Here is an 18,719-nt window from a genome sequence, read left to right on the forward strand (position 1 = left end):
TGGTGTCGCTGAGCCGAGCAGACCAACACCCGGTTTTGGGCTCCAAATGCGCGGAGACCAACCTGCCGACCAAGGAGGTGGCAGCCGTGCCCTGGATCGTTGCCGGGCTGGCGCTGCAGTTCGTCGGCGCAGTCGTGATGACCGTGGGGTTCCGCGCGACATGGATGCAATACCGCGGCGACAAGCGTTTGGTGAAGCCCTTCATCCTGGCAATCGAGACCACTCCGAAGCGCCTCGGCAGGTTTGTCGAGACGGAATTGCGGATGATCAAGAATTTTCGTCGCCGGGAGGCCCTTGAATCATTGGGCCGTCGGGGCGCCTCTTCGGCGTCGGCCACCGCGACGGATGAGGGCGAACTCGTTGCTGAACTGCAGCGTCGACTGACCGACCTGGAGTGGCAGGTTGCGGAACTGGACGAGGAGAATGCGAAAGAGCACGAGGCCATGAATGGCTTGATCTATATAAGCGTACAGTCGCTGGCGATTGGCGGACTGGCCACGCAGGCGGCGGGCTTGTTCCTGGTGACCGTCGGCGCGTTCGTCGCTGCCGTGCCTTCGCTCGAGGCCGGTTGGTAGGCGACGGCCACCCCGCCCATGATCACTGATCAAACAACATAATTGGTGTTATGTGGATTGATCGAAAGCTGGATTCTGGCGCTCCGCCGGGGTAAGGAGTGGCGGCGGATCACACCGATCCGACGCCGACCCGGTCACGGATTGCCCAAGCCCCCGCCGGACGCCCACGTGCGCCCGGTACGGTCACGCCCATGACTTCCCGCCGTGCTTCCGCGCCTGCCGCTGCCTTCGCCGCCGGCCTCGCCCTGGCGGGCTGCTCGTCCAGCTCCGCGACCTCGAACGCCGACACGCAGACGATCGTCGCGACGACCGCGCTACCGGCTACTGTGCATTCCCCCAGCCGCCCGGCCACAAGCGCCGCCGCAGTCAAGGCCGCTCCCAAGCCGTCCTCTCCCGCCGCTCCGACGGTGACGACGTCCGACAACCCGGCGTTCGACCTGACCGGATCCGGACCCGACTGCGTGATGACGTACGGGGTGACGCCGGACGGGCGAACGCTCACCGTCGTCACGGTCACGATCCCCGGCGAGATCATCACTCATGTCTCCGACCAGGCCGGGGACATCAACCGGCACGACACGCACATCACCCCGGGGCCGAACGCGTTCGTGTACGACTTCCCGCTGAGCCAGGCCACGGATATGGGTGCTATCTTCACGCCGGACGGGGGAGCGTCGCAGTCCTGCACGATCGAGCCCGCGAAGTAGGCGCGCTATGGCGCACCGGGCGGCGCGCTGCCCGACGCTGCCGCCTGCGCTGCCTCCTCCTCGGCCCAGCGAGCCTCGACGAGCTTGGATACATGGTCGAAGGAATCCTTGGCGTCCCGGTACACCTCGCCCGGCGCGGGCAGTCGTTCCTCTCGCTGAAACGCGGTCAGAGTCAAGACGCCGTGCTCGGCTATCGCGTGTAGTACGAACCAGGGGGCACCGTACGCAGAGTAGGTGTAGAACAGCAACTCCCAGTCCTCCAGAAGGTTAAAGACCTCCAGGAGTGCGAGGCGCACCCGCTCGTCGCGCAGTGTTCGAGCGGCCATGGCGGACGGCCCGACGATGTCCCATAGCTTCCCTGACCACAGTTCCTTCTCCCGCTCGTCCTTCCATGCGGCCTCTATATCGCCCTGATGACGCGTATCGGCCGACGGTCTCGGTATGGCCCGGACGTGCCGGAGGATGTCCGCGAACGACGCGGTGAGCGCCGCTATGGCGGCGTCCTGGTTGGCGTCGACCCGGGCCTGCCGGGCTGCGGCCAGCTCCTTCTTTTGTGCCGTGTCGGTGCCGCGGTAAGTGGCGTAGGCGCCGACGAGGGTGCCGACGATGGTGCTGCCCAAGGGGATGGCGACGGAGGTCCAGTCCATGGCGCCATTGTTCCGGGCGGGCCCCGACTGAGCGCCCGCTGCCTATTCCAGCAGGCCACGGGTCTAAGGGGTCCCGACACGCGGCCGTCGCCGGACTTCGGTCGAGGCGACGGGCGCGCTGCAGCGTCGGCATGGCGGACTTACGACCCGAACGCCGCGGCCATGACGTTGAATACCGGGCTGGTGCCAGAGATCGTCCACCGGAGCCGGTACTGGCCGATGGCGTTCGGGGTTGCCTGCAGCAGGTTTCCGGCGGCGGACTGCGCGCCGGCCGCGGTCTGCGGGTTGAGCGAGACGACGGGCCACCAGTTGCCGGAGGCGTCGGAGACGTCGAGGAAGACCTGCAGCGTCGGGGTGCCGGTGCCGGAGACGCCGGTCACGACGCAGGCCGCGGCGACCTGGCCGCCCGGGACGGCGGCGGTCGGCAGGGAGAACGTGGGCGAGGTGCCGGAGGCCGAGAGGCCGGCCCAGATGCCTGCGGACGGGCTCAGCGAGTTCACGATGCGACTCCGTCTCAGGCGTCGAAGAGGGTCCGGCCGCCGCGGGCGCGGTGGGCGTCGGCCCAGCCGGGCGAGCGCAGGCCGAAGGACTCGGTCATCCGGTCGGCCAGGCGCCGGCCGAGCTGCTCGGTGCTCAGGCCCCGGAGTTGCGCGGCTTCGGTGACAGCGGCCTGCTCGGCGGCCTGGATGCGCCGGCGGGCGTCGGCCTCGACGATCGCCCTGGCGCGGGCGACGGACGTCTCGGCGAGATCCGCTTCCGTGATCGGCGCGTTGGCGGAGCGGGCCTCGGTGATCTGGCGCAGCAGCGCCTGGAACTGGGTCTCGGACATCGGGGCGGCGGCGGGCATGGGTTCCTCCCAGGACTCGAAGATGGGGGTGCGTCCGGAGCCGCGGGCGGCCGTGGACTCGAACGGCGGCCGGGATGACGGCGCGATGACCGCTCCGGTGACTCCGGGCGACGCCGTGAAGTCGATCTTCTCGACCTCCATGTCGTCCGCGGTGCTCGCGGGCTTGCCGTCCACCACGGTGGTGCGCGGCTCGCCGAGGAAGCTGCCGGCGATGGAGACCGAGCGCAGCCCGGGCGGGCCCCCGTCGGCCGGGTGCACGAGGGCCGCGATGTCGCGGGCCGGCGCGGTGTCGTAGAACCGGGCTTCGAAGTGGGCGCGGCCGGCTTCGTCCTGGTGGACACGGGTGACCCTCGCGACGATCTTGCCGCTGTCGTCGGCCGCGTCATGCGAGGTCCTCATGACGATCGGCAGGCCGTCGGGGTCGGCGATGCGCGCCTGCATCCGAGAGACCGCCTTGCCTATCAGTTCCTTGCTGTAATGCCGGTTGTTTCGACTGACGCCGGGGGTCAGGAACACCCCGTGCAGCGGGGGCAGTGCCACGGTCTTGGTCCTTCCAGGCGGTCCGGAATCGAGTGAACAAGGGGGGCATGCGCCGCCGCTGGCCGCGTCCTCACGGGGAAAGGGGGAAAGTCCGCTCCTCGGCCATCGGTCCCGACGCCGCTCCTGGGGTTCATCGCCCTGACGGCGGCGGGTGGCGTTGACGGCGGCGGCATGCCCGTGCGCGGTCAGGACATGGGCAGGCCTTGACCGTGGTAGAGGGCGTAGAGGGTCTGGGAGGCCTCGACGTACGCGCTCACGAAGTTCGGGCCGGAGATGCGCGCCCCGGGCGCGGCCTCTCCGAGGTCGACCCGTGCCTGATACACGTCGGAGCGGGCCTGACGCACCTGCCCCTCGATCTGGTACGCCTTGCGGATCGTCTCCCTGACCGCTCCGACGCCCGCGATGAGCTCTGCTTTCGCGGCGCTCAGCTCGTCCATCAGGGCCCGCTCGCGCTCGGCGGCGGCGTTGAGGTTCCCGGTCGCGGCCTGCTTGCGCAGCTCGGCGGCTTCGGCGACTTCGCGTTCGGCGCGCCGGCGGGCGAGGTCGTCGATGGTGATCTCGATGGCCCGCTGATCCGCCGCGGCGTGCGCGAACGTGAGCTCGGCTTCCGGGATCTCGCGCTTGAGCTGGGCGGCGGTGTCGAAGTCCTGGACCTCGATCGCCGTGCGCAGGCGCGCCTCGATGCCGTCGAGAGCGGCCCGGGCCGTGCCGGTGGCCTGCCGGGCAGCGCTAAGCCGCTGCTCGGGGCTCTCCGGCGGCGTCTCGGTCGTTCTGGTCATGGGCCGCTGTCCTCCGTCGTCTCGTCGCGTAGTCGGCGACGGACTCGGGATTGATCTGCCAGACCTTGTGCGGCCCGTAGGTCGCCGCGAGCCTGCCCGTGGCGCACAGGTCCCTGACACGCTGCCCGGTGACTCCGAGCTGCTGGGCGGCCTGTTGCGCCGTCATTGTCGCCGTCTCGGATGATCCGCTCGGTTGCGCGGGAGCAAGGAATACCGGAGTGGTCGAGGGTTGCGACTGCGCAAGTCTGGCGATCTCGCGGTGTTTGGCGGCCTGCTGGTCCCGGGCGGCCGAGGCGAGGACGTCGCGGAGCTCCACGAGGCGCGCAGAGGCCTCGTACTGGCGCGCTGCGGCGGGCGGGACCCTCCCGGCCTGAATGTCCGTCAGGAGCGCCGCCGCGCCCGCCAGGAGCCCACAGTCCGGGCCGTACACGGTGACGCCGAAGCCGTCCGGCAGCACGGTCGGGGCGTATCGCTGTGCCACGGCCTACTCCGTAGCCTCGATCGCGCGCCGGGAGATCTGGACGAGCAGCTGCTGTGCGCCGTCGGCGAGCGTCAGCTCGAGCAGCGCGCCGACCATCGCGGCGAGCAGCTGCGCGGCGATCGCCGTGTCCACGCCCTGGATCAGGATCTGCGGCTCGATGTCGAGGTCGTTCACGTTCCGGTTGACCAGTGCGACGCTGGCCAGCACGGCGTCGCGGACGACGGCGCGGGCGTTCGCCTCGGCCGGGTCAGTCATCGTCCTCGTCCATGTCCGACTCGTCCTCGCGCGCCGCGATGGCCTGGGTGTCGCACCACGCCTCGAACCGCGTGAACTCCGCGTCGCCGATCTTCAGTTCCCTCTCCAGGTCGCGCGTGTACTGCGTCAGGGACTCCATCGTGAAGTGCTGCCGCGTCGGCGCATCGAGCCCGAGCAGCCGCGCCCGCCGCGTCGCGATCTTCAACAGGGTGTCCAGGGCCCGCGCCTTGACCGCCGGGTCCTCGAGCGCCTCTCCCGTCTCCGGGTCCTTCACGATCCGACCGGACTGCGTCACCAGCGGATGCGGGTTCACCAGCATCTCGAGCGCGGTCGCGGTCATGTAGTCGAGCTGCCGGTTCTGCAGCTCGCGGTACTCCCCGACGGACGCGGCCGGCACCGCGGCCAACGCCCTGCTGATCGCCTTGAGCGCGGACGCCGCGTGCCGGTATCCGAGTTCTGCCGCGATCTGGTCGAGGCTCATGCCCTGCGTGCGCAGCTGGACCGCGCGGGCGTCCTTGTGGGCGTCGGCGGTGGTGCGCAGCCACCGACCGTGCCCGTCGCGGGGCCGGGCGTTGCCCGGGTCGGTGTTTGCCCCGGTACCGGGCTGCTCGTGCTCGTGCTCGTTCATGGTTCCTCTGCTCTGTGGGGCTGGGTCTGCTGGTTCAGCGCCGGCGGCGCTTCGGGGCGTACCGGGGCTTGCGGGCGGCCGGCGGGGCGAGGACGGGCACGGGGACACCGGAGACTTCGTGCCACAAGTCCATTCCGGACAGGACCGCTTGGATGGCCTCGCCGACGCGCTGCGTGTCGCCGCTCCCGTAGGCCTTCGTCACGGCCGTGAGGAACGCGACGGCCGCAGCCAAGGGGGCATGGGTGCGGGAAGCGCACGGCCGGCACAGCGGCTCACCGTCGGGCGTCTCGAGCTCGAACAGCGGCCTCGTCGCGGCCGGCAGCATGCCGCCGCAGGTCGCGCACGGCTGGGCGTCGCGCTCCCCGTACGTCAGGTCGAGCGCGGTCGCGGCCTGCGCTACGGCGGGCTCGGCGATGGCGGATGCCAGCATCGATCTCCTCTTTCGTTTGGGGCTGGTTTGATCCGGCGGGCGGGCCGGGGTCGCGCTTGGTGTGGCGGCTGGCGTCCAGCTCTCCATGTCTTCAGTGAACGGCGGTGGTTTCTGTGGCCGTGTTGCGGGCCGCGAGCAGGTGCGCGTGGCAGCGGAGCCCGGCCCCGTACCGGTCGTCGGGCAGTGTGTCGAGCCACTGGTCGAGTGCGGGGCGGTCGAGGTCGTGGGCTTCGTTGAGGAGTCGGGCGTTGATGCCGTACTGGGCGGCGTCGGCGATGTCGGGGGCGAGCACGGGTTCTCCTTCGTGGTCTCCTGGCGGGCTGCCGCGCCGGCCGGAGTCGGCGCGGCAGCGGGTGGCTCAGAGCGTCTTGAGCAGTTCGTCGATTTCGGCCTGCATACGCTCGTCGACTTCGGGCGCCTGGTCCTCAACGGCACGCATGACCTCGATCTCGGCGATGACTGCGGCGTTCTGGTACGTCTCGTCGGCGCATTCGTCGAGGTCGAACGTGCTGGCCGCGCTGGAGTCGAACGCGATGCGCCAAGCGGATTCGGCCGGCAGGGGAAGGGTGCCGGTGACCTCGTCGAGCGGGAAAGAGGCGAGGTCGCGCAGCACCTGCTGCAGGTCGGGGTCTTCGTCGGTGTATGCGGTCTGGTAGGCGATGGCCGCGAGCATGGCGATCAGGTGCCGGACGGGGATGTCGATGGTGGGGATGTTCTCGGGCGCGCACTTGATCGGGTCGTGGTCGTGCATCTGGCTGCAGGCGGTGTCGAAGTCGGCGAGCGGGGGCTCGGGCAGGTCGTTCATCGTGCGCTCCTTCGTGTTGGGTTGGTCAGCCGCCGATGAACAGCTGGGGAAGCTGGGCGAGGGCCGCCCTCACGTCGCGGTGGCGCGCCCGGCGTTCGGCTTCGGCGCGGATCGCGGCGTCGTACTCGGCTCGGATCTCGGGCCAGGTCAGGCCCCAGCCGTCGACTTCGGCATCGAGAGCGGCGACGGCCTCGTTGCGCTTGTCCAGCGTCTCGATCCATGTCTCGAAGTCGCTGTTTCGCCTAGTCATAAGCAGTTCGAGGAGCGCGTTCTCCTCTGCTCGAAGCGCCCGGCCGAGTTCGACTGCTGCCGGCGGCGCCAGGATGCCGACCTCGAAGTCGCCTTCCGGGCAGCGGGTGAGCGCGACCTCTACGTTGGCAGCGATAGCAGTGCTGACGGCCGAGGCGAGGTCGGGGTGCTTGGCGCGCCAGTCATCGATACGCCCGTAGCGCATGTCCCAGTCGGTGAGGGGTTTCAGGATCCGCTCGAGGTCCTTCGGGCCGCGTCGATCAAGGCCAGCAGCCTTGTAGGCCGCGTCGGAGACGCTGGCCCACGCGGGAACCTTCGTTTCATGGTTGACGCCACCTCGGAGCATGCGGCTGGTCAACTCGTGCTCCTGCCTGGATCCGAGGAGGACGGCCCAGTCGGCGCGGCCGTGGCAGGCCTCTCGGATCCACGCCGTCACGAGCCTGTTCGCCGGCTCCCCGACGTAGTCGCGGAGTTCGTGGTTCCAGACGAAGTCCGGCTTGACGTCCACGCGGGACCGGCGAAGTTCGGTCCCGGACTGCCACACGATGTGCCAATGCTCGAGCGTGTGGCCCTCGCACTTATCCGGATGCCAGGTGACGTGCCCCCACGGGACGCCGTTGAGCGTGCCGTCCTCGGCGATCAGCGGTTCCTCGATGAGCTGCTTGAAGATGCCCTGGGTGACCTGCCGGGCGCCGATCGTGAGGGTCTTCACCTCGATTGTTGCCGTGTTGATCGAGGCGTTGTGCACGGTGAGCTGTTTCGTGGTCATGGCTTCCTGCCGCGAGGGTCTAGTTCGGGAAAGTGGGAATTTCGGGAAGTCTGGGAATCGTGCACGTCAGAGCACATGCGGCGAGCCGTGCGGCCTGACTGGATCGGGAATCGGGAGGCCTGAAAATGGGAACCTCACCGTGACGGCGGCCGTGCCGGTTCCCGTTTTCTAGGGCCGAGTTCCCACTCGGTTCCCGTTTCGCTCGGCGGTGGTTGGCGGTCTGACCTGCGGGACTTCCCGAAGTTCCCGGAATTCCCACTTCTGCGGGAGTGGGGGCACTCCGGGCCTCGGCGGTCACTGCTCACCGCCTTCTTTGAAGGCCTTGTAGGTCAGGTGGAGTGCGTTCTCGCTCTTGCCGCACACCGCGATCTTGTGGGTGTAGCGGTTCTCCTGGTCCTTTGCGGCGAGCAGCTTGCGGAGGTCGATCTCCTTGTGGAGAGCTGTCTTCGTCTTGCTGAACGGCGCGCCCGAGTTCTCCGCGAACTGACGAACCACGGCGTAGGCGACGGCTGGCAGCAGGTACACGTCGCCGCCTTCGGCCGGGTCGACCCAGCCGATCAGCTGGGCGCCGTTGGCGGTCTGGAACTCGTTGTTGCTCGGGTTGACCGCCCAGCCCCAGTGCTCCGGGTTCGTGGGCGTCCGGCCGGTCATACGGTCGGCGACGTACACCTTCCGGGCGGCGAGTAGCGCGTTGAGGGTGCCCAGGTAGATGCGGACCGGGTCGGAGTCCCGCTGGAACCGGGCCTGCTCGGCTCCGACGTCGGTAAGGGCCTTCCACGCGCGGTTCCAGTACTCGTCGCGTTCCGTCTCGGTAATGGCGCCGACCTCGAGGGCGAACTGCAGGAACTTCTCCCAGCCGAGGGCGAGGGAGGCGATGTTCAATGCGAACCGGGCGTGCTGGTCCTCGGCCCATGCGTGGTCGCGCAGTTCGGCTTGCCGGACGGCGAGCTGCTCAGCGAGGTCGCCGGCGTCCATCTGCCGGGCGAGCCATTGCACGTACCCGGACATAGCCGCGGCGTAGGTTCCGGCGACGGCCTTCTGCTGCACCTGCGTGAGCGCGAACCGGTCGATCATGCCCGGGTTGATCTCGTCGACCAGCATGCGGGCGCGCAGCGACGGGTTCGACGGCGGCACGTCTTCGGCCGAGGTGAGCAGCTGGGCGCGCGGCGGCTTCTCCGGGCGCATCGTGCCGTCAGGGCGGAGCCGTCCGCGTCCGGCGCCGTTCGCCGAGCCGCGGAACACGCGGTCGATCGTGGCCGCGCGCCGCTGTTCATCAGCCTTCGAGTGATCCGGTGCCCGGTCGTCGATGGTGAACAGCACGTTCGCGCAGACGTACGCCTGCATCTCGAGGGCGTTCGCCGTCGACTCCCAGTTGCCCGGCAGGCCGTGGGCGTCCATGTCCGCGCCGAAGTGCTGCTGCATCACGGCCGTGACCGCCGTCTTGAACGTCCCGGTGCGGCCGTAGAGCCAGACGCCGGAGTCGGGCGGCAGCGGCAGCGGCGCGCGGTAGACGCTGGCCTGCAACGGCGCCATCACGGCGTCGTTCGTGAGCTGCATCAGCTCGACGCTGGCGCGTACCTGTTCCCGGAGAATGGGAAGTTCGGGAACTCCGGGAAGAGAGATGCGCGAGAGAGCCGGCCCGAGGTCGACGGAGATGCTCACGTCCAGTCCGTCGGCACCGAGGGCGCCGGACCCGCTCAGAAATCCCCACCCGGAATCGAACCGACGCCACCCCGTGTGCCCGTACACGGTGCGCCGCACCGCGGACCGCGAACGGGTCTGCACGGCGGCGCGCAGGTGGTCGCTGAGGGCCTGCCCCGGCATGACGAGCGCGGAGACGCCGATGGCCTTGGTAGCCCACTGCTGCGGGCGCCCCAGCTGGTCGGGCTGAATCTGCACCTCGCCGTGTCGCCCGTCCCGCCCAGTGACGCTCAGCTTCCACATCAAGGAGCGTTCGGCGCCGTCGTCGAGGGTGACTTCCTCGAGGATCTCGGCGTGGAACGTGCCGAGCATGACGGTTTCGACCCCGGCCGGAGTCTCCTTGTTCCAGTACAGGCAGCCGTTCTCGACCTTGTACATGGGAGATTTCTGCTCGTCTTCGGCAACGTCCCCAGCAAGCCCGAACCGGGCGTCCATGCGCCGCTGCAGTTCCGCGTCCCACGCGCCGTCAGCGCTGCGGCGCTCCTTCTCAGCGGTGATGGCGTTCGCAAGAGCGTCTTGCGTGGCCTTCTCGAATGCGCTGCGGCGAGCCTCGGCGACGCCGAACAGGTAGTCGAGGGCCTGCTGCTGGCCGGAATCGAGGATCTCGGTCGGGAACCAGGCGCCGCGCGCTTCGCTGACCATGACGGCGAGAGAGAGCCACCGCTCGGGCATCGGCTTGCCGAAGGCGGGCGGCCGGAGGCACTTGTTGAACTGAGTGCGCCACGCCTCGATCCGCTTCACCAGCGGCACGTCATAGGCTTCCCGCGCTGCTCCGAGCGCGACTTTCACAGCCTTCAGGACGGCCGGCCGCAGGACAGGGCCGGCCTGTTCGACCTTCTCCACCGTCTCCAACGCCCAGCGGCGCGCCTCGTGGTCAGCGGGAACCCGCATCTCCGGCGGACACTGGGTACGCACGAACTGTTCGGCGTCAGCGATCCACTCGGCGCACTTCTCCGGCGAGTCGTCCACGCCGATCCGCATGTCACGCACGATCTTCTCGGCGTCAGCCATAGCTTCGTCGCTTGCCACCTCAGGCCCTTCCATGGCTGGTGCGGAACGCCGAGTCGATCGACACAGACGCTTCGGAGTGATCGAGGCCGATCCGTTCGGCCGCAGTGAGAAGCAGTTCGCGGGCCTCGTTGTCACTGAGGCCGCCCTCCGCAACGGCCTCAGCCATTCGGCAGGCGGACCAGAACAGGACGGCGTTACGGCTGCCCGGCTTGGCGTCCAGGACGGTCGCCACGAGCCCCGTGATGCGCTTCGAGGAGATCGCCGTGCCACGCACGAAGGAATCCGTCCGCGGCTTGTCCCGCACCGCGAGCAGGTCGAGGAGCTTGCTCGGGATGGGCGCGAGCGGCGTGTCCGGGGCGCAGTCGAGCAGGTAGGTGCCCTTCGGCCCGCGGCTGCCAGGGCCGACAAGTCCGCCACCGAGGCTGCGGACGTCGACGCCGGGCGCGCTGATGGTGCCGACCTTCCCGACGCTGTTGCTGACGTGCACGCCGGGCGGCAGGCTCAGCCAGATGTGCCACCCGCTCGGGGTCTTCACCCGGATCGTCTCCGGCAGCTCGAACCCGATCGTCTCGGCAATCTCGGTGATCCGGGCGCACCCGTCGAGACCGTTCTTCCGGTCGAGGTCAAGGCCGAGAACGCGGTGCGGATCCCGCCCGCAGGCCACCGCGTAGCCGTTCGGGTTGCGGCTGAGGGCGTGCATCTCGAGGATGCGGTCCTCGTCGATGGACGCGTCCCAGACCCCGTGGCCGAGTTGCCCGCACTCGCCGCGGCACTGCTTGCGCTGCGGGTTGTTCTTGGGGTGCGGCGAGCCGATCGCCGGATACTTCCTGTCCGCCGTGATGCTCATGAACGCGACCGGGAAACCGCGCGACGCAGTACTCAGTGCTGCGGTCAGGGCACTCATACGACACGCCCCAGCGCGGCCGTGGCCGTGTCGAGCCGCTCGCGCAGCCCCTGCTCGTAGCCCTCGAGCCACCCGGCCAGGTACGCGTCCTGGTATGCCTTGTCTCGCTCGGCGGTCAGGCCGGCGATCAGACGCTCCACCTTGCGCGGGATTCGCCGGCGCAGGGACGGCCTCATCAGGCCACCTCCATACCGACGATCAGCCGGATCCGCTGGCCGCACGCGCAGACGCGTTCGCCGTCCTGGCGGAACTGTCGCCGGTTCTGGCACTGCGGGCAGCGGCCGATGTACGTCGACCACGGGAGGTTCCGGGTCGAGACCGTGTCGATCCGGGTCGCCAGGACCGGGATCGGCTGCTGCCGATCCGTCCTAGGTGAAGCAGTGGCGGTGGTGCGGTTCATCAGGGATAATCCCTCTCAGAGCGTGGACGCCTCCTCGTCCTGGCGAGGGTCGGAGGCGAAGATCTTGATTTGTCGGAGCCGGGCCAGTCGGTGGGCCCGGTTTCTGGCTTTCCGGGCTCAAGCGGCGTCGGCGGTGGGCTGCTTCGCTGCCTTCGCCCTGATGGCCTTGACCCTCAATCGCGCCATGTGCGCCTTCATGGCGAGCTCGGCCCGCCGTTCTCGCTCGTCCTGGCTGAGCACGCCGTCCGGGTCGACCTCCTGCTCGAACTTCGCCCGGAATCCGCGCCGGGCAGGCTCAAGGCGTGCCACCGGGTCGGCGACCTGGGAATGCAGGGTGTACGCGGCAAGCCGAGCCAACTCGGTGCGCTCGGCTGCGGTGGTCTTCGTGGCCATGGGGATCACCGTGCACCCAAGGTTTGGTCACACGTCCGCCACGGCGAACCGGTGACCAAAACTCGCGGCGTGCGGATTTACCGCCTGCGCGTTTTCCCTGGGGACAGCGGGATTCCGCAAGTCTTGAAGTCGCGTTGCAGCGTCGAGAGCGACGGCGCTTCCGCCGTGCGCGGGTTGCCTTCGCAGTCTTCGATCCCAGCGAGGAGCCGAGTAAGTACATTGCTGACCGCGCCGCCGGGCGTACCGACGGTCGAGCCCCACGTCTTGCGCACGTCGGCCGGCGTGAACCGGTGCCGACCCCAGGACGAGCGCACGCCGTAGGCCGTCTTGAGTGCCTCGTGCCGCAGGCCCTGCAGCCGCGTCGCCCAGTTCGGGGCCATGGTGTACACCTTCGGATCCGGCTTGCGCGGCGTCGGGAACGTCCTCCGGCCAGTGTCGCGTTCGACCCTGCGCCTCTGCAGTGCCATCGCGGTGCCGTCGGAGTCGGCATGCCGGATCTCGCGGATCGTCACCTGGTGGTCCGCCGCGTTGAACGCCATCGGCGCGTAGACGTTGAGGATCTCGCCGACGAGGTACTCGGGGTCCGCGTCGAGGTCGATCGGCAGGGAGATCAGTTCCGCGAGGGCGAACAGGTCGTTGCGGAACCGGCGGTCGCCGGCGCTGGCGCTGTACGTCGCGTCGATGGGGACTCCGGCGCTGCGGAGCACGTTCGCAATGATGGCGAGCAGGGACGACCAGGCGTGCGCGAGATTCAGCGCCGCATACCGCTCAGCCTCGGTGAGCGGCCAGCCGCGCTCCGGGTCGCGCAGCACGTCCGGGTCGACGGCGCCGTCCGGGTGCTCGCCGAAACACTTGAGAGCGGACTGGGTGAACGCGTGGATGGCGCCCTGCGCGTGCTCCCCGACGGTGAACCGGTCGATGGGCGGCGTGTCGAGGATGCCGACGGCGTGCCACCTGTAATACAGGACGATCGGCTTGGTCGCGCTATGGCCGATCCAGTCGACGGCGAGTTTGCGGCCCTCGTTCTCGGCGGCGAGGTAGAGGCCGCGAAGCTCTCCGTCCTCGGCGCGGGCGCTGACAGGGGCGGCGGCGTTCGGCATACTGGTGGGCGAGGTTCCGGCGCTCAGTTGGTCCTCGCTGCGGTCCTCGGTGGTGACACACCGGGGGCCGTTTTCGTTGTGCAGTTCGTGCGTCATGCGGCGCTCCGCTCCTGCTCAGCGAGCCAGCGCTCCACTTCGCGGACCCGGTAGAGCACCTTCCGGCCGACGCGGATGCCGCGCGGACCCACCCCCCTCGATCTCCAGTTGTACAGCGTCTGGACCGGGGTGTCGGCGAGGTAGGCGGAAAGCTGCTTGATGGTCATCAGCTGATCGGATTCATTCACGAACGTCTCCGTAACGGCCTCGATTGTAGTTGTTACCGGACATCGACAAGCTACGGCAGACGTTGCGATGTAGTCAACACGGACGGTAGTGTCGCTGTTATGCCTGCAATCGCCACCGGCCCGATGAACGAAGCCGTCCGGGTCAACCTCAGACGCATCCGGGAAGAGCAGGGTGTCTCGCTGCGGGATCTGTCCAAGCGCCTGGAGGAGCTCGGCCACTCGCTTCTGTCATCCGGCATCGGACGGATCGAGCAAGGGCTACGCCGAGTCGATGTTGACGACCTGATCGCTATCTCGCTTGCGCTCTCGATCAGTCCACTTCAGCTGCTGCTGCCGCCCGAGTCTCGACCTGACTCGAGGATGGCGCTCACCACGCGCACGGAGACGACAACCCAGGGCGCGTGGGGTTGGGTGCTGGGACGTCCCGTTCCCCTGATCTCAGGTCTCGGCCCTTGGGCCTTCGAACACATCGAGCTCCCCCGCGACGTGATAACCGAGGCTGAGAAGTCCCTGGAGAAATTGTGGGACGTCATCGAGCGCGTCAAGTCCATGTCACGCTACATCGGCAGGAACGCCCAGATGTACGAGGCGGCCCTTGAGCGGCAAGTGCAAGCGGTCGAGTCGTTCGTCGCAGCTGAGGCTGACGTCCAGCAGCGCCGAGACCTATTCGGCTTCCCGTCGGGCGTGAGCAGTGACGACTCGGGAAGGCACGCCATTCAGCGCGCGGTCGACCAGGCGCGAGAACTGCTGCAGGAGGCAAGGCCGCTCCTCGTCGAACTGCATGCGATGGCCGAGCTGAGTCACCGGGAGGACGACGATGGCCAAAGCTAAAGTCGTAGATCGCTGGCACATGAGCCGACCGAAGCCGGACCATGCCGAGTGCAAGGAGCACAAGAGCAAGACCGAGCGCCTCGTGCCGACGAAGGACCACGGCAGCGGGATGCGGTGGCAGGTTCGCTGGCGCGACATGGCCGGCAAGCAGGTCAAGGAGAACTTCGCGAAGAAGACCGACGCGGACAAGCGGGCCAACGACGTCGAGAGCGACCTGCGCCGCGGCCGCTACGTCGACCCGAAGCTCGGCCGGCAGTCCTTCGCCGCAGCGGCCCAGCAGTGGGCGAAGAACGCCCCGCATAGGCCGTCCACGGCCGCCCGCGTCGAGCGGGCGATGAGGATTCACATCCTGCCGATCCTCGGCCACCTGCCCATCGCCGGAATTCAGCGCAGCGACATCCAGGGTTGGGTGAAGGACCGGACCGCAGTGCTGGCTCCGAGCACCCTGGGCGTGAACTACTCGTACATCGTGTCCGTGTTCAAGCTCGCCGAGTTCGACAACATCATCGGCACGAACCCGTGCAAGAAGATCACTCTTCCGGAAGACGTGCGGCCTGAAGCCGAGCCCCTCCCCCTGGACGTCGTCGAGGCCCTGATCGAGGCCGTCTACCCGCGCTACCGGGCCCTGCTCAAGCTCGCCGCCGGCAGTGGACTGCGCCAGGGCGAACTGTTCGCCCTCGAGGTCGAGCACATCAACTTCCTCAAGCGCGAAGTCCGCGTCCGCCAGCAGTTCGTCCACCCGGACGAGGGCGGCCCGTCGTACCTGTCGGCGCCGAAGACGAAGCAGAGCTACCGCACGGTGCCGCTGGCGAAGTCCATCATCGACGAACTCGCCGCGCACCTGGCGGAGTTCCCGGCGCGCACGGTGCTGGTGGACGACCGCACGGACCCGCGCAAGCCCGTCGAGCGGCCGGCGCGGCTGGTGTTCACGAACTCGCTCGGCAAGCCGATCCAGCGGGGCGCCTGGTCGAAGACTTGGGAGTCGGCGGTGAGGAAGGCGGACGCGTTCTTCGAGAAGTCAGGCTCTGATACGCGGGTGCCGGACGAGGCGACGATGCACGGCTTCCGGCACTTTTTCGCCTCGGTGCTGATCGCCGCGCGGGAGTCGGTGAAGATCGTCCAGAAGCGCATGGGCCATGCAAAGCCATCCATCACCCTGGATACCTACTCGCACCTTTGGCCGGACGCCGAGGACACCAGCCGGGAAGCCGTCGAAGCCGTCTTCGGCTCAAGTGCCCGGAAAGTGCCCTCAGCGTCCACGATCTCGACTGGAGCGCAGGTCAGAAGGATCGGCTAGCGGTAGTTCGTGAACTGCACCGCGAAGTCGAATTCCTGCCCCTTGAGCAGGGCGATGACCTCCTGCAGGTCGTCGCGCGACTTCGAGGTCACCCGCAGCTCCTCGCCCTGGATCTGCGCCTTGACGCCCTTGGGCCCCTCGTCGCGGATCAGCTTGGCCACCTTCTTGGCGTTCTCCTGGCTGATGCCCTCGGTCACCTCGGCGACGATCTTGTACTCCTTGCCGGACACGGCCGGCTCGCCCGCCTCCAGCGTCTTGAGCGAGATGCCGCGCTTGATCAGCTTGTCCTTGAACACGTCGAGGACGGCCTTGACCCGCTCCTCCGTGCCGGCCCGCATCTCGATCTTCTCGCCGCTCCAGGCGATGTTCGCGCCGGTGTTCTTGAAGTCGAAGCGCTGCGAGAGCTCGCGGCCGGTCTGCCCGAGGGCGTTGTCCACTTCCTGCCGGTCCACCTTGCTGACCACGTCGAAACTCGACTCGCTCGCCATCTCGGCCTCCTTAGGCTTGGCACACACCGCACGTCACCGGTTCGTTATCCCCCCGAACTCTACCGAGTCCGGCGGGTACGTTCGGCGCGCGCGGTGTGTGCCGGGCCCCAGCGGCGGATCAGCTCGCCGCGAGTTCCTCGATGAAGAGCGAACCCGGCGTCCCGAGCCCGGTCGCGTCGTCGTAGCCGGCCCCGGCGTGCAGGCTCCCGTCCTGGCCGAGCCCCGCGATCGCGGCGGTCTGCCCCTGGAACGGCGGGAAGACCTCGGCGATCGGCTGGGTCACGCCCGACGGCGCGTCGGTCACGTCGCGCAGGGCGTCGTGGCCCATGTGCTCGGCGCCGAGGCAGTAGAGCGTCGGGTTGATGAAGCCGATCGGCACCCCGTCACGCTCGGAGATCGTGTCCGCTTCGAGACCCGCGAGCAGCGGGCTCGCCAGGCTGGTCCCGCCGATCGCGGCCTCGGCGTAGCCGGTCGCGCCGGAGGGCAGCTGCTGCGTCTCGCCGACGAGCATGCCGGTGAAGGGGTCGGCGTCGAGGGAGAGGTCGGGCACCACGCGGCGCGGGCTGGACGCGGACGCGCCGGTCAGCAGCGTGTCGGCGAGCGCCGACGGTACGGAGTCGCGCTGGTAGTCCGGCTGGGCAAAGTCGGCCGCGGCGCCACCACCGCCACCGAAGATCCAGCCGAGCGACTCCCAGGAGGTGCCGGAGCTCGAGAGCACCCAGGCGTCGGTGCCCCACGAGGTGTTCCACTCGAGCCGCCCGTGCGAGCTGATCGCCGCGGAGGTGCCGCCGACCGCGGTCACCCACGGGTCGGAGGCCGGGAACGTGGTCTGCGCGTAGCTCGCCCCCTCGCCCGAGCCGCACACCGTCGAGGGATCGTTGGCGCCGCAGTCGCCGGAGGAGAAGTTCACCGTGATGCCCTCGACCGCCGCGAGCTGGAACAGGTGCTCGTACTCGGCGATCGTCGAAGCCGGCTCGTCCCCCGCGCTCGAGTGCAGCGGCCCGCCCCAGGAGTCGGAGATGACGTCCGCGCGCCGATGGGTGATCAGGTCGGACAGGGCGGCCAGGAGATCAGAGTCCTGGCAGGAGTTCGCGCCGTAGTAGAGGATCCGGGCGCGGGGGGCCATGGCGTGCACGGCCTCCACGTCCAGCGACTCCTCCGCGCCCCAGCCCGAGGCCCCGCCACACGCGTCGACGTTGGTCCAGGCGGACGGCGTGACGATCTGCGAGTACTGACCGGAACGGAAGGCCGCGAGCCCGTTGTGCGCGGACCACGTGTTCGCGTCGGAGAGCATCGTGGGCGAGGCGTAGGCGTCCAGGATCGCGACCGTCGCCTTGCCGCCGGAGTGTCCCGTCGCGCCGTAGGCGGAGCGCAGCTGCGAGGCCGAGTACCCGCAGACGGTGTAGGGCTCGTCCGCGCCGGAGAAGGCCGGATCCGTCGTGTCGGTCGACTGGCCGTAGTAGGCCGAGCAGGGGCTCGGAATCAGCGGCCCCGTGGGCGTACCGGACCCGCCACCGTTCGACCGCAGATCCTGCGAGGCCGTGGCGGCGGTGACGTGCTGCGAGTACATCGGCAGCGAACTGCTCGTCAGGCCCGTGATCGTGGCGACGGACGATTGGAGCGACGCCGGAATCAGCGGATCGCGGTCAGGAGCGACCGCCGTGGCGCCGCCCGCCAGGATGTAGCTGCGCAGCGTGACCCCGTAAGCCTTGTCGACGGCCGAGACACTCCCGGTCGCGGAGACGTACTGGTCCGTGGTGGACGTGACGGTGAGCCCCGACCGCCGCAGCCACGCCGACACGGCCGAAGCCTCGGCCGCACTCGGCCCGAACCGCGACGCCGCGTCGGACGAGCCCAGGAAGCGCCGATAGGACATGCTCCCGGGCGTGGACACGGCCGTCGCGTACGCCGCGAGCCCCTGCGCGTCCTGCCCCCCGAGGAACACCCGCGTCGTCAGCGACCCCCGCGGCGCCGCCCCGACGGCCGCCGCGGACGTGGCCCAAGCCGGCCGCACCCCCGCCACACTCACCAGCCCCGCCGCCGACGAACCGGAAGCGGCGGACTCGAGGCCCCCGACGGACGTGGCCGAGGCGGCCGAAGCGGACAAGGACCGGCTCACCGGCGCCGCATCGGCGGACCCCGACCCAAGCGCCAGCGTCCCGACCAGGCAGAGCCCGGTCCCCGCGGCGATCAGCACGGACAGTGAGCGACTGGACGAGAACGTGGAGTGCGCAGGACGTGCAGAACGCGGGGAATCCGGGAAGTGCGGCGAAAACCGTCGTCGGGGCATGCAGCAGGGCCTTCCGTGTATCCAGGGGCAGGTGCCGGACAGCAAGTGAGACGGGCAGCGAGAAGCAGCCGAGGTGGTCAGACGAGGTCGGGGCAGCAGGCAGCAGGCAGCAAGCACGGCAAGCGAAAAGTGGGAGCCCGGCCGGGGATCCGCGCCGCGCCTCATTGTGTGAGCAGCGGCGCAGATGACCTGCCCGGCCTAATCCCCCACGAACAGACGCGCCCACGATCGAGCGAAAAGCCCCATCATCCACTCTCCCGATCACCCGACCGGCACCCACCGCCACCACCCGGTCACCGGTCACCCCC

25 protein-coding genes are annotated in these 18,719 nt (G+C 69.1%); 5 read left to right on the forward strand and 20 right to left on the reverse strand.

What is annotated here, in order from left to right; genetic code table 11:
* Positions 1–86 precede the first annotated feature (86 nt).
* Positions 87–575, forward strand: coding sequence for a hypothetical protein (locus KDL01_RS04360; protein WP_212527000.1), 489 nt, complete (start codon positions 87–89; stop codon positions 573–575).
* Between the two features lie 191 nt (positions 576–766).
* Positions 767–1,282 (forward strand): hypothetical protein, encoded by a 516-nt coding sequence (locus KDL01_RS04365; RefSeq protein WP_212527001.1) that lies wholly within the window; start codon positions 767–769, stop codon positions 1,280–1,282.
* A 5-nt stretch (positions 1,283–1,287) separates the two neighbouring features.
* Here KDL01_RS04365 and KDL01_RS04370 read toward each other — a convergent pair whose 3' ends face one another.
* From KDL01_RS04370 to KDL01_RS04455, 18 genes are all read right to left on the reverse strand, one after another.
* Positions 1,288–1,929, reverse strand: a complete 642-nt coding sequence (locus tag KDL01_RS04370; RefSeq protein ID WP_212527002.1) for a hypothetical protein — start codon at positions 1,927–1,929, stop codon at positions 1,288–1,290.
* A gap of 140 nt (positions 1,930–2,069) precedes the next feature.
* Positions 2,070–2,429: a hypothetical protein gene (locus KDL01_RS04375; protein WP_212527003.1), complete on the reverse strand. Its 360-nt coding sequence runs from the start codon at positions 2,427–2,429 to the stop codon at positions 2,070–2,072.
* A gap of 14 nt (positions 2,430–2,443) precedes the next feature.
* The gene (locus KDL01_RS04380; RefSeq protein WP_212527004.1) at positions 2,444–3,316 is read right to left on the reverse strand and encodes a hypothetical protein; all 873 of its coding nucleotides are present in this window, start codon (positions 3,314–3,316) and stop codon (positions 2,444–2,446) included.
* 185 nt (positions 3,317–3,501) lie between these two features.
* Positions 3,502–4,095 (reverse strand): hypothetical protein, encoded by a 594-nt coding sequence (locus tag KDL01_RS04385; protein ID WP_212527005.1) that lies wholly within the window; start codon positions 4,093–4,095, stop codon positions 3,502–3,504.
* The gene (locus KDL01_RS04390; protein ID WP_212527006.1) at positions 4,046–4,576 is read right to left on the reverse strand and encodes a helix-turn-helix domain-containing protein; all 531 of its coding nucleotides are present in this window, start codon (positions 4,574–4,576) and stop codon (positions 4,046–4,048) included. The genes KDL01_RS04385 and KDL01_RS04390 overlap by 50 nt, the downstream gene beginning before the upstream one ends.
* 3 nt (positions 4,577–4,579) lie before the next feature.
* The gene (locus KDL01_RS04395; RefSeq protein ID WP_212527007.1) at positions 4,580–4,831 is read right to left on the reverse strand and encodes a hypothetical protein; all 252 of its coding nucleotides are present in this window, start codon (positions 4,829–4,831) and stop codon (positions 4,580–4,582) included.
* A complete protein-coding gene (locus tag KDL01_RS04400; RefSeq protein ID WP_212527008.1) occupies positions 4,824–5,459 on the reverse strand; it encodes a hypothetical protein in 636 nt (211 codons plus the stop codon). Before KDL01_RS04400 ends, KDL01_RS04395 begins: the two co-directional genes overlap by 8 nt.
* Before the next feature lie 34 nt (positions 5,460–5,493).
* Positions 5,494–5,889 carry a hypothetical protein gene (locus KDL01_RS04405; protein ID WP_212527009.1) on the reverse strand — a complete coding sequence of 132 codons (396 nt, stop codon included), beginning with the start codon at positions 5,887–5,889 and terminating at the stop codon, positions 5,494–5,496.
* A gap of 91 nt (positions 5,890–5,980) precedes the next feature.
* Positions 5,981–6,181 (reverse strand): hypothetical protein, encoded by a 201-nt coding sequence (locus tag KDL01_RS04410; protein ID WP_212527010.1) that lies wholly within the window; start codon positions 6,179–6,181, stop codon positions 5,981–5,983.
* 66 nt (positions 6,182–6,247) lie between these two features.
* Positions 6,248–6,694: a hypothetical protein gene (locus KDL01_RS04415; protein ID WP_212527011.1), complete on the reverse strand. Its 447-nt coding sequence runs from the start codon at positions 6,692–6,694 to the stop codon at positions 6,248–6,250.
* Between the two features lie 25 nt (positions 6,695–6,719).
* Positions 6,720–7,712, reverse strand: coding sequence for a hypothetical protein (locus KDL01_RS04420; protein WP_212527012.1), 993 nt, complete (start codon positions 7,710–7,712; stop codon positions 6,720–6,722).
* 294 nt (positions 7,713–8,006) lie between these two features.
* Positions 8,007–10,424 carry a DUF927 domain-containing protein gene (locus KDL01_RS04425; protein ID WP_212527013.1) on the reverse strand — a complete coding sequence of 806 codons (2,418 nt, stop codon included), beginning with the start codon at positions 10,422–10,424 and terminating at the stop codon, positions 8,007–8,009.
* 19 nt (positions 10,425–10,443) lie between these two features.
* Positions 10,444–11,328 carry a bifunctional DNA primase/polymerase gene (locus tag KDL01_RS04430; RefSeq protein WP_281415232.1) on the reverse strand — a complete coding sequence of 295 codons (885 nt, stop codon included), beginning with the start codon at positions 11,326–11,328 and terminating at the stop codon, positions 10,444–10,446.
* Positions 11,325–11,504, reverse strand: coding sequence for a hypothetical protein (locus KDL01_RS04435; protein ID WP_212527015.1), 180 nt, complete (start codon positions 11,502–11,504; stop codon positions 11,325–11,327). Before KDL01_RS04435 ends, KDL01_RS04430 begins: the two co-directional genes overlap by 4 nt.
* Complete coding sequence (locus tag KDL01_RS04440) at positions 11,504–11,728, reverse strand: hypothetical protein (protein ID WP_212527016.1); 225 nt, start codon at positions 11,726–11,728, stop codon at positions 11,504–11,506. The genes KDL01_RS04435 and KDL01_RS04440 overlap by 1 nt, the downstream gene beginning before the upstream one ends.
* A gap of 117 nt (positions 11,729–11,845) precedes the next feature.
* Complete coding sequence (locus KDL01_RS04445) at positions 11,846–12,121, reverse strand: hypothetical protein (RefSeq protein WP_212527017.1); 276 nt, start codon at positions 12,119–12,121, stop codon at positions 11,846–11,848.
* A 77-nt stretch (positions 12,122–12,198) separates the two neighbouring features.
* Complete coding sequence (locus tag KDL01_RS04450; protein ID WP_212527018.1) at positions 12,199–13,317, reverse strand: hypothetical protein; 1,119 nt, start codon at positions 13,315–13,317, stop codon at positions 12,199–12,201.
* Entirely contained in the window at positions 13,314–13,505 is a 192-nt protein-coding gene (locus KDL01_RS04455; RefSeq protein WP_212527019.1) for a helix-turn-helix transcriptional regulator, read from the reverse strand. The genes KDL01_RS04450 and KDL01_RS04455 overlap by 4 nt, the downstream gene beginning before the upstream one ends.
* A 99-nt stretch (positions 13,506–13,604) precedes the next feature.
* Between KDL01_RS04455 and KDL01_RS04460 the strand changes: the two genes are divergently transcribed.
* The gene (locus tag KDL01_RS04460) at positions 13,605–14,336 is read left to right on the forward strand and encodes a helix-turn-helix domain-containing protein (RefSeq protein ID WP_212527020.1); all 732 of its coding nucleotides are present in this window, start codon (positions 13,605–13,607) and stop codon (positions 14,334–14,336) included.
* A gap of 19 nt (positions 14,337–14,355) precedes the next feature.
* The gene (locus tag KDL01_RS04465) at positions 14,356–15,633 is read left to right on the forward strand and encodes a tyrosine-type recombinase/integrase (RefSeq protein ID WP_212527021.1); all 1,278 of its coding nucleotides are present in this window, start codon (positions 14,356–14,358) and stop codon (positions 15,631–15,633) included.
* Here the strand turns inward: KDL01_RS04465 and KDL01_RS04470 are convergent.
* Both KDL01_RS04470 and KDL01_RS04475 read right to left on the reverse strand, forming a co-directional pair.
* On the reverse strand, positions 15,630–16,121 hold the full coding sequence (locus tag KDL01_RS04470; protein ID WP_212527022.1) for a YajQ family cyclic di-GMP-binding protein: 492 nt from the start codon (positions 16,119–16,121) through the stop codon (positions 15,630–15,632). The genes KDL01_RS04465 and KDL01_RS04470 overlap by 4 nt on opposite strands.
* A 118-nt stretch (positions 16,122–16,239) precedes the next feature.
* The gene (locus tag KDL01_RS04475; protein ID WP_307846083.1) at positions 16,240–18,066 is read right to left on the reverse strand and encodes a S53 family peptidase; all 1,827 of its coding nucleotides are present in this window, start codon (positions 18,064–18,066) and stop codon (positions 16,240–16,242) included.
* Here KDL01_RS04475 and KDL01_RS45095 point away from each other — a divergent pair.
* Positions 18,008–18,460 (forward strand): hypothetical protein, encoded by a 453-nt coding sequence (locus tag KDL01_RS45095; RefSeq protein ID WP_307846085.1) that lies wholly within the window; start codon positions 18,008–18,010, stop codon positions 18,458–18,460. The two genes, KDL01_RS04475 and KDL01_RS45095, sit on opposite strands and share 59 nt — an antisense overlap.
* The last annotated feature ends 259 nt before the right edge of the window (positions 18,461–18,719 follow it).

It is taken from the genome of Actinospica durhamensis (assembly GCF_018139695.1).
Lineage (GTDB): Bacteria > Actinomycetota > Actinomycetes > Streptomycetales > Catenulisporaceae > Actinospica > Actinospica durhamensis.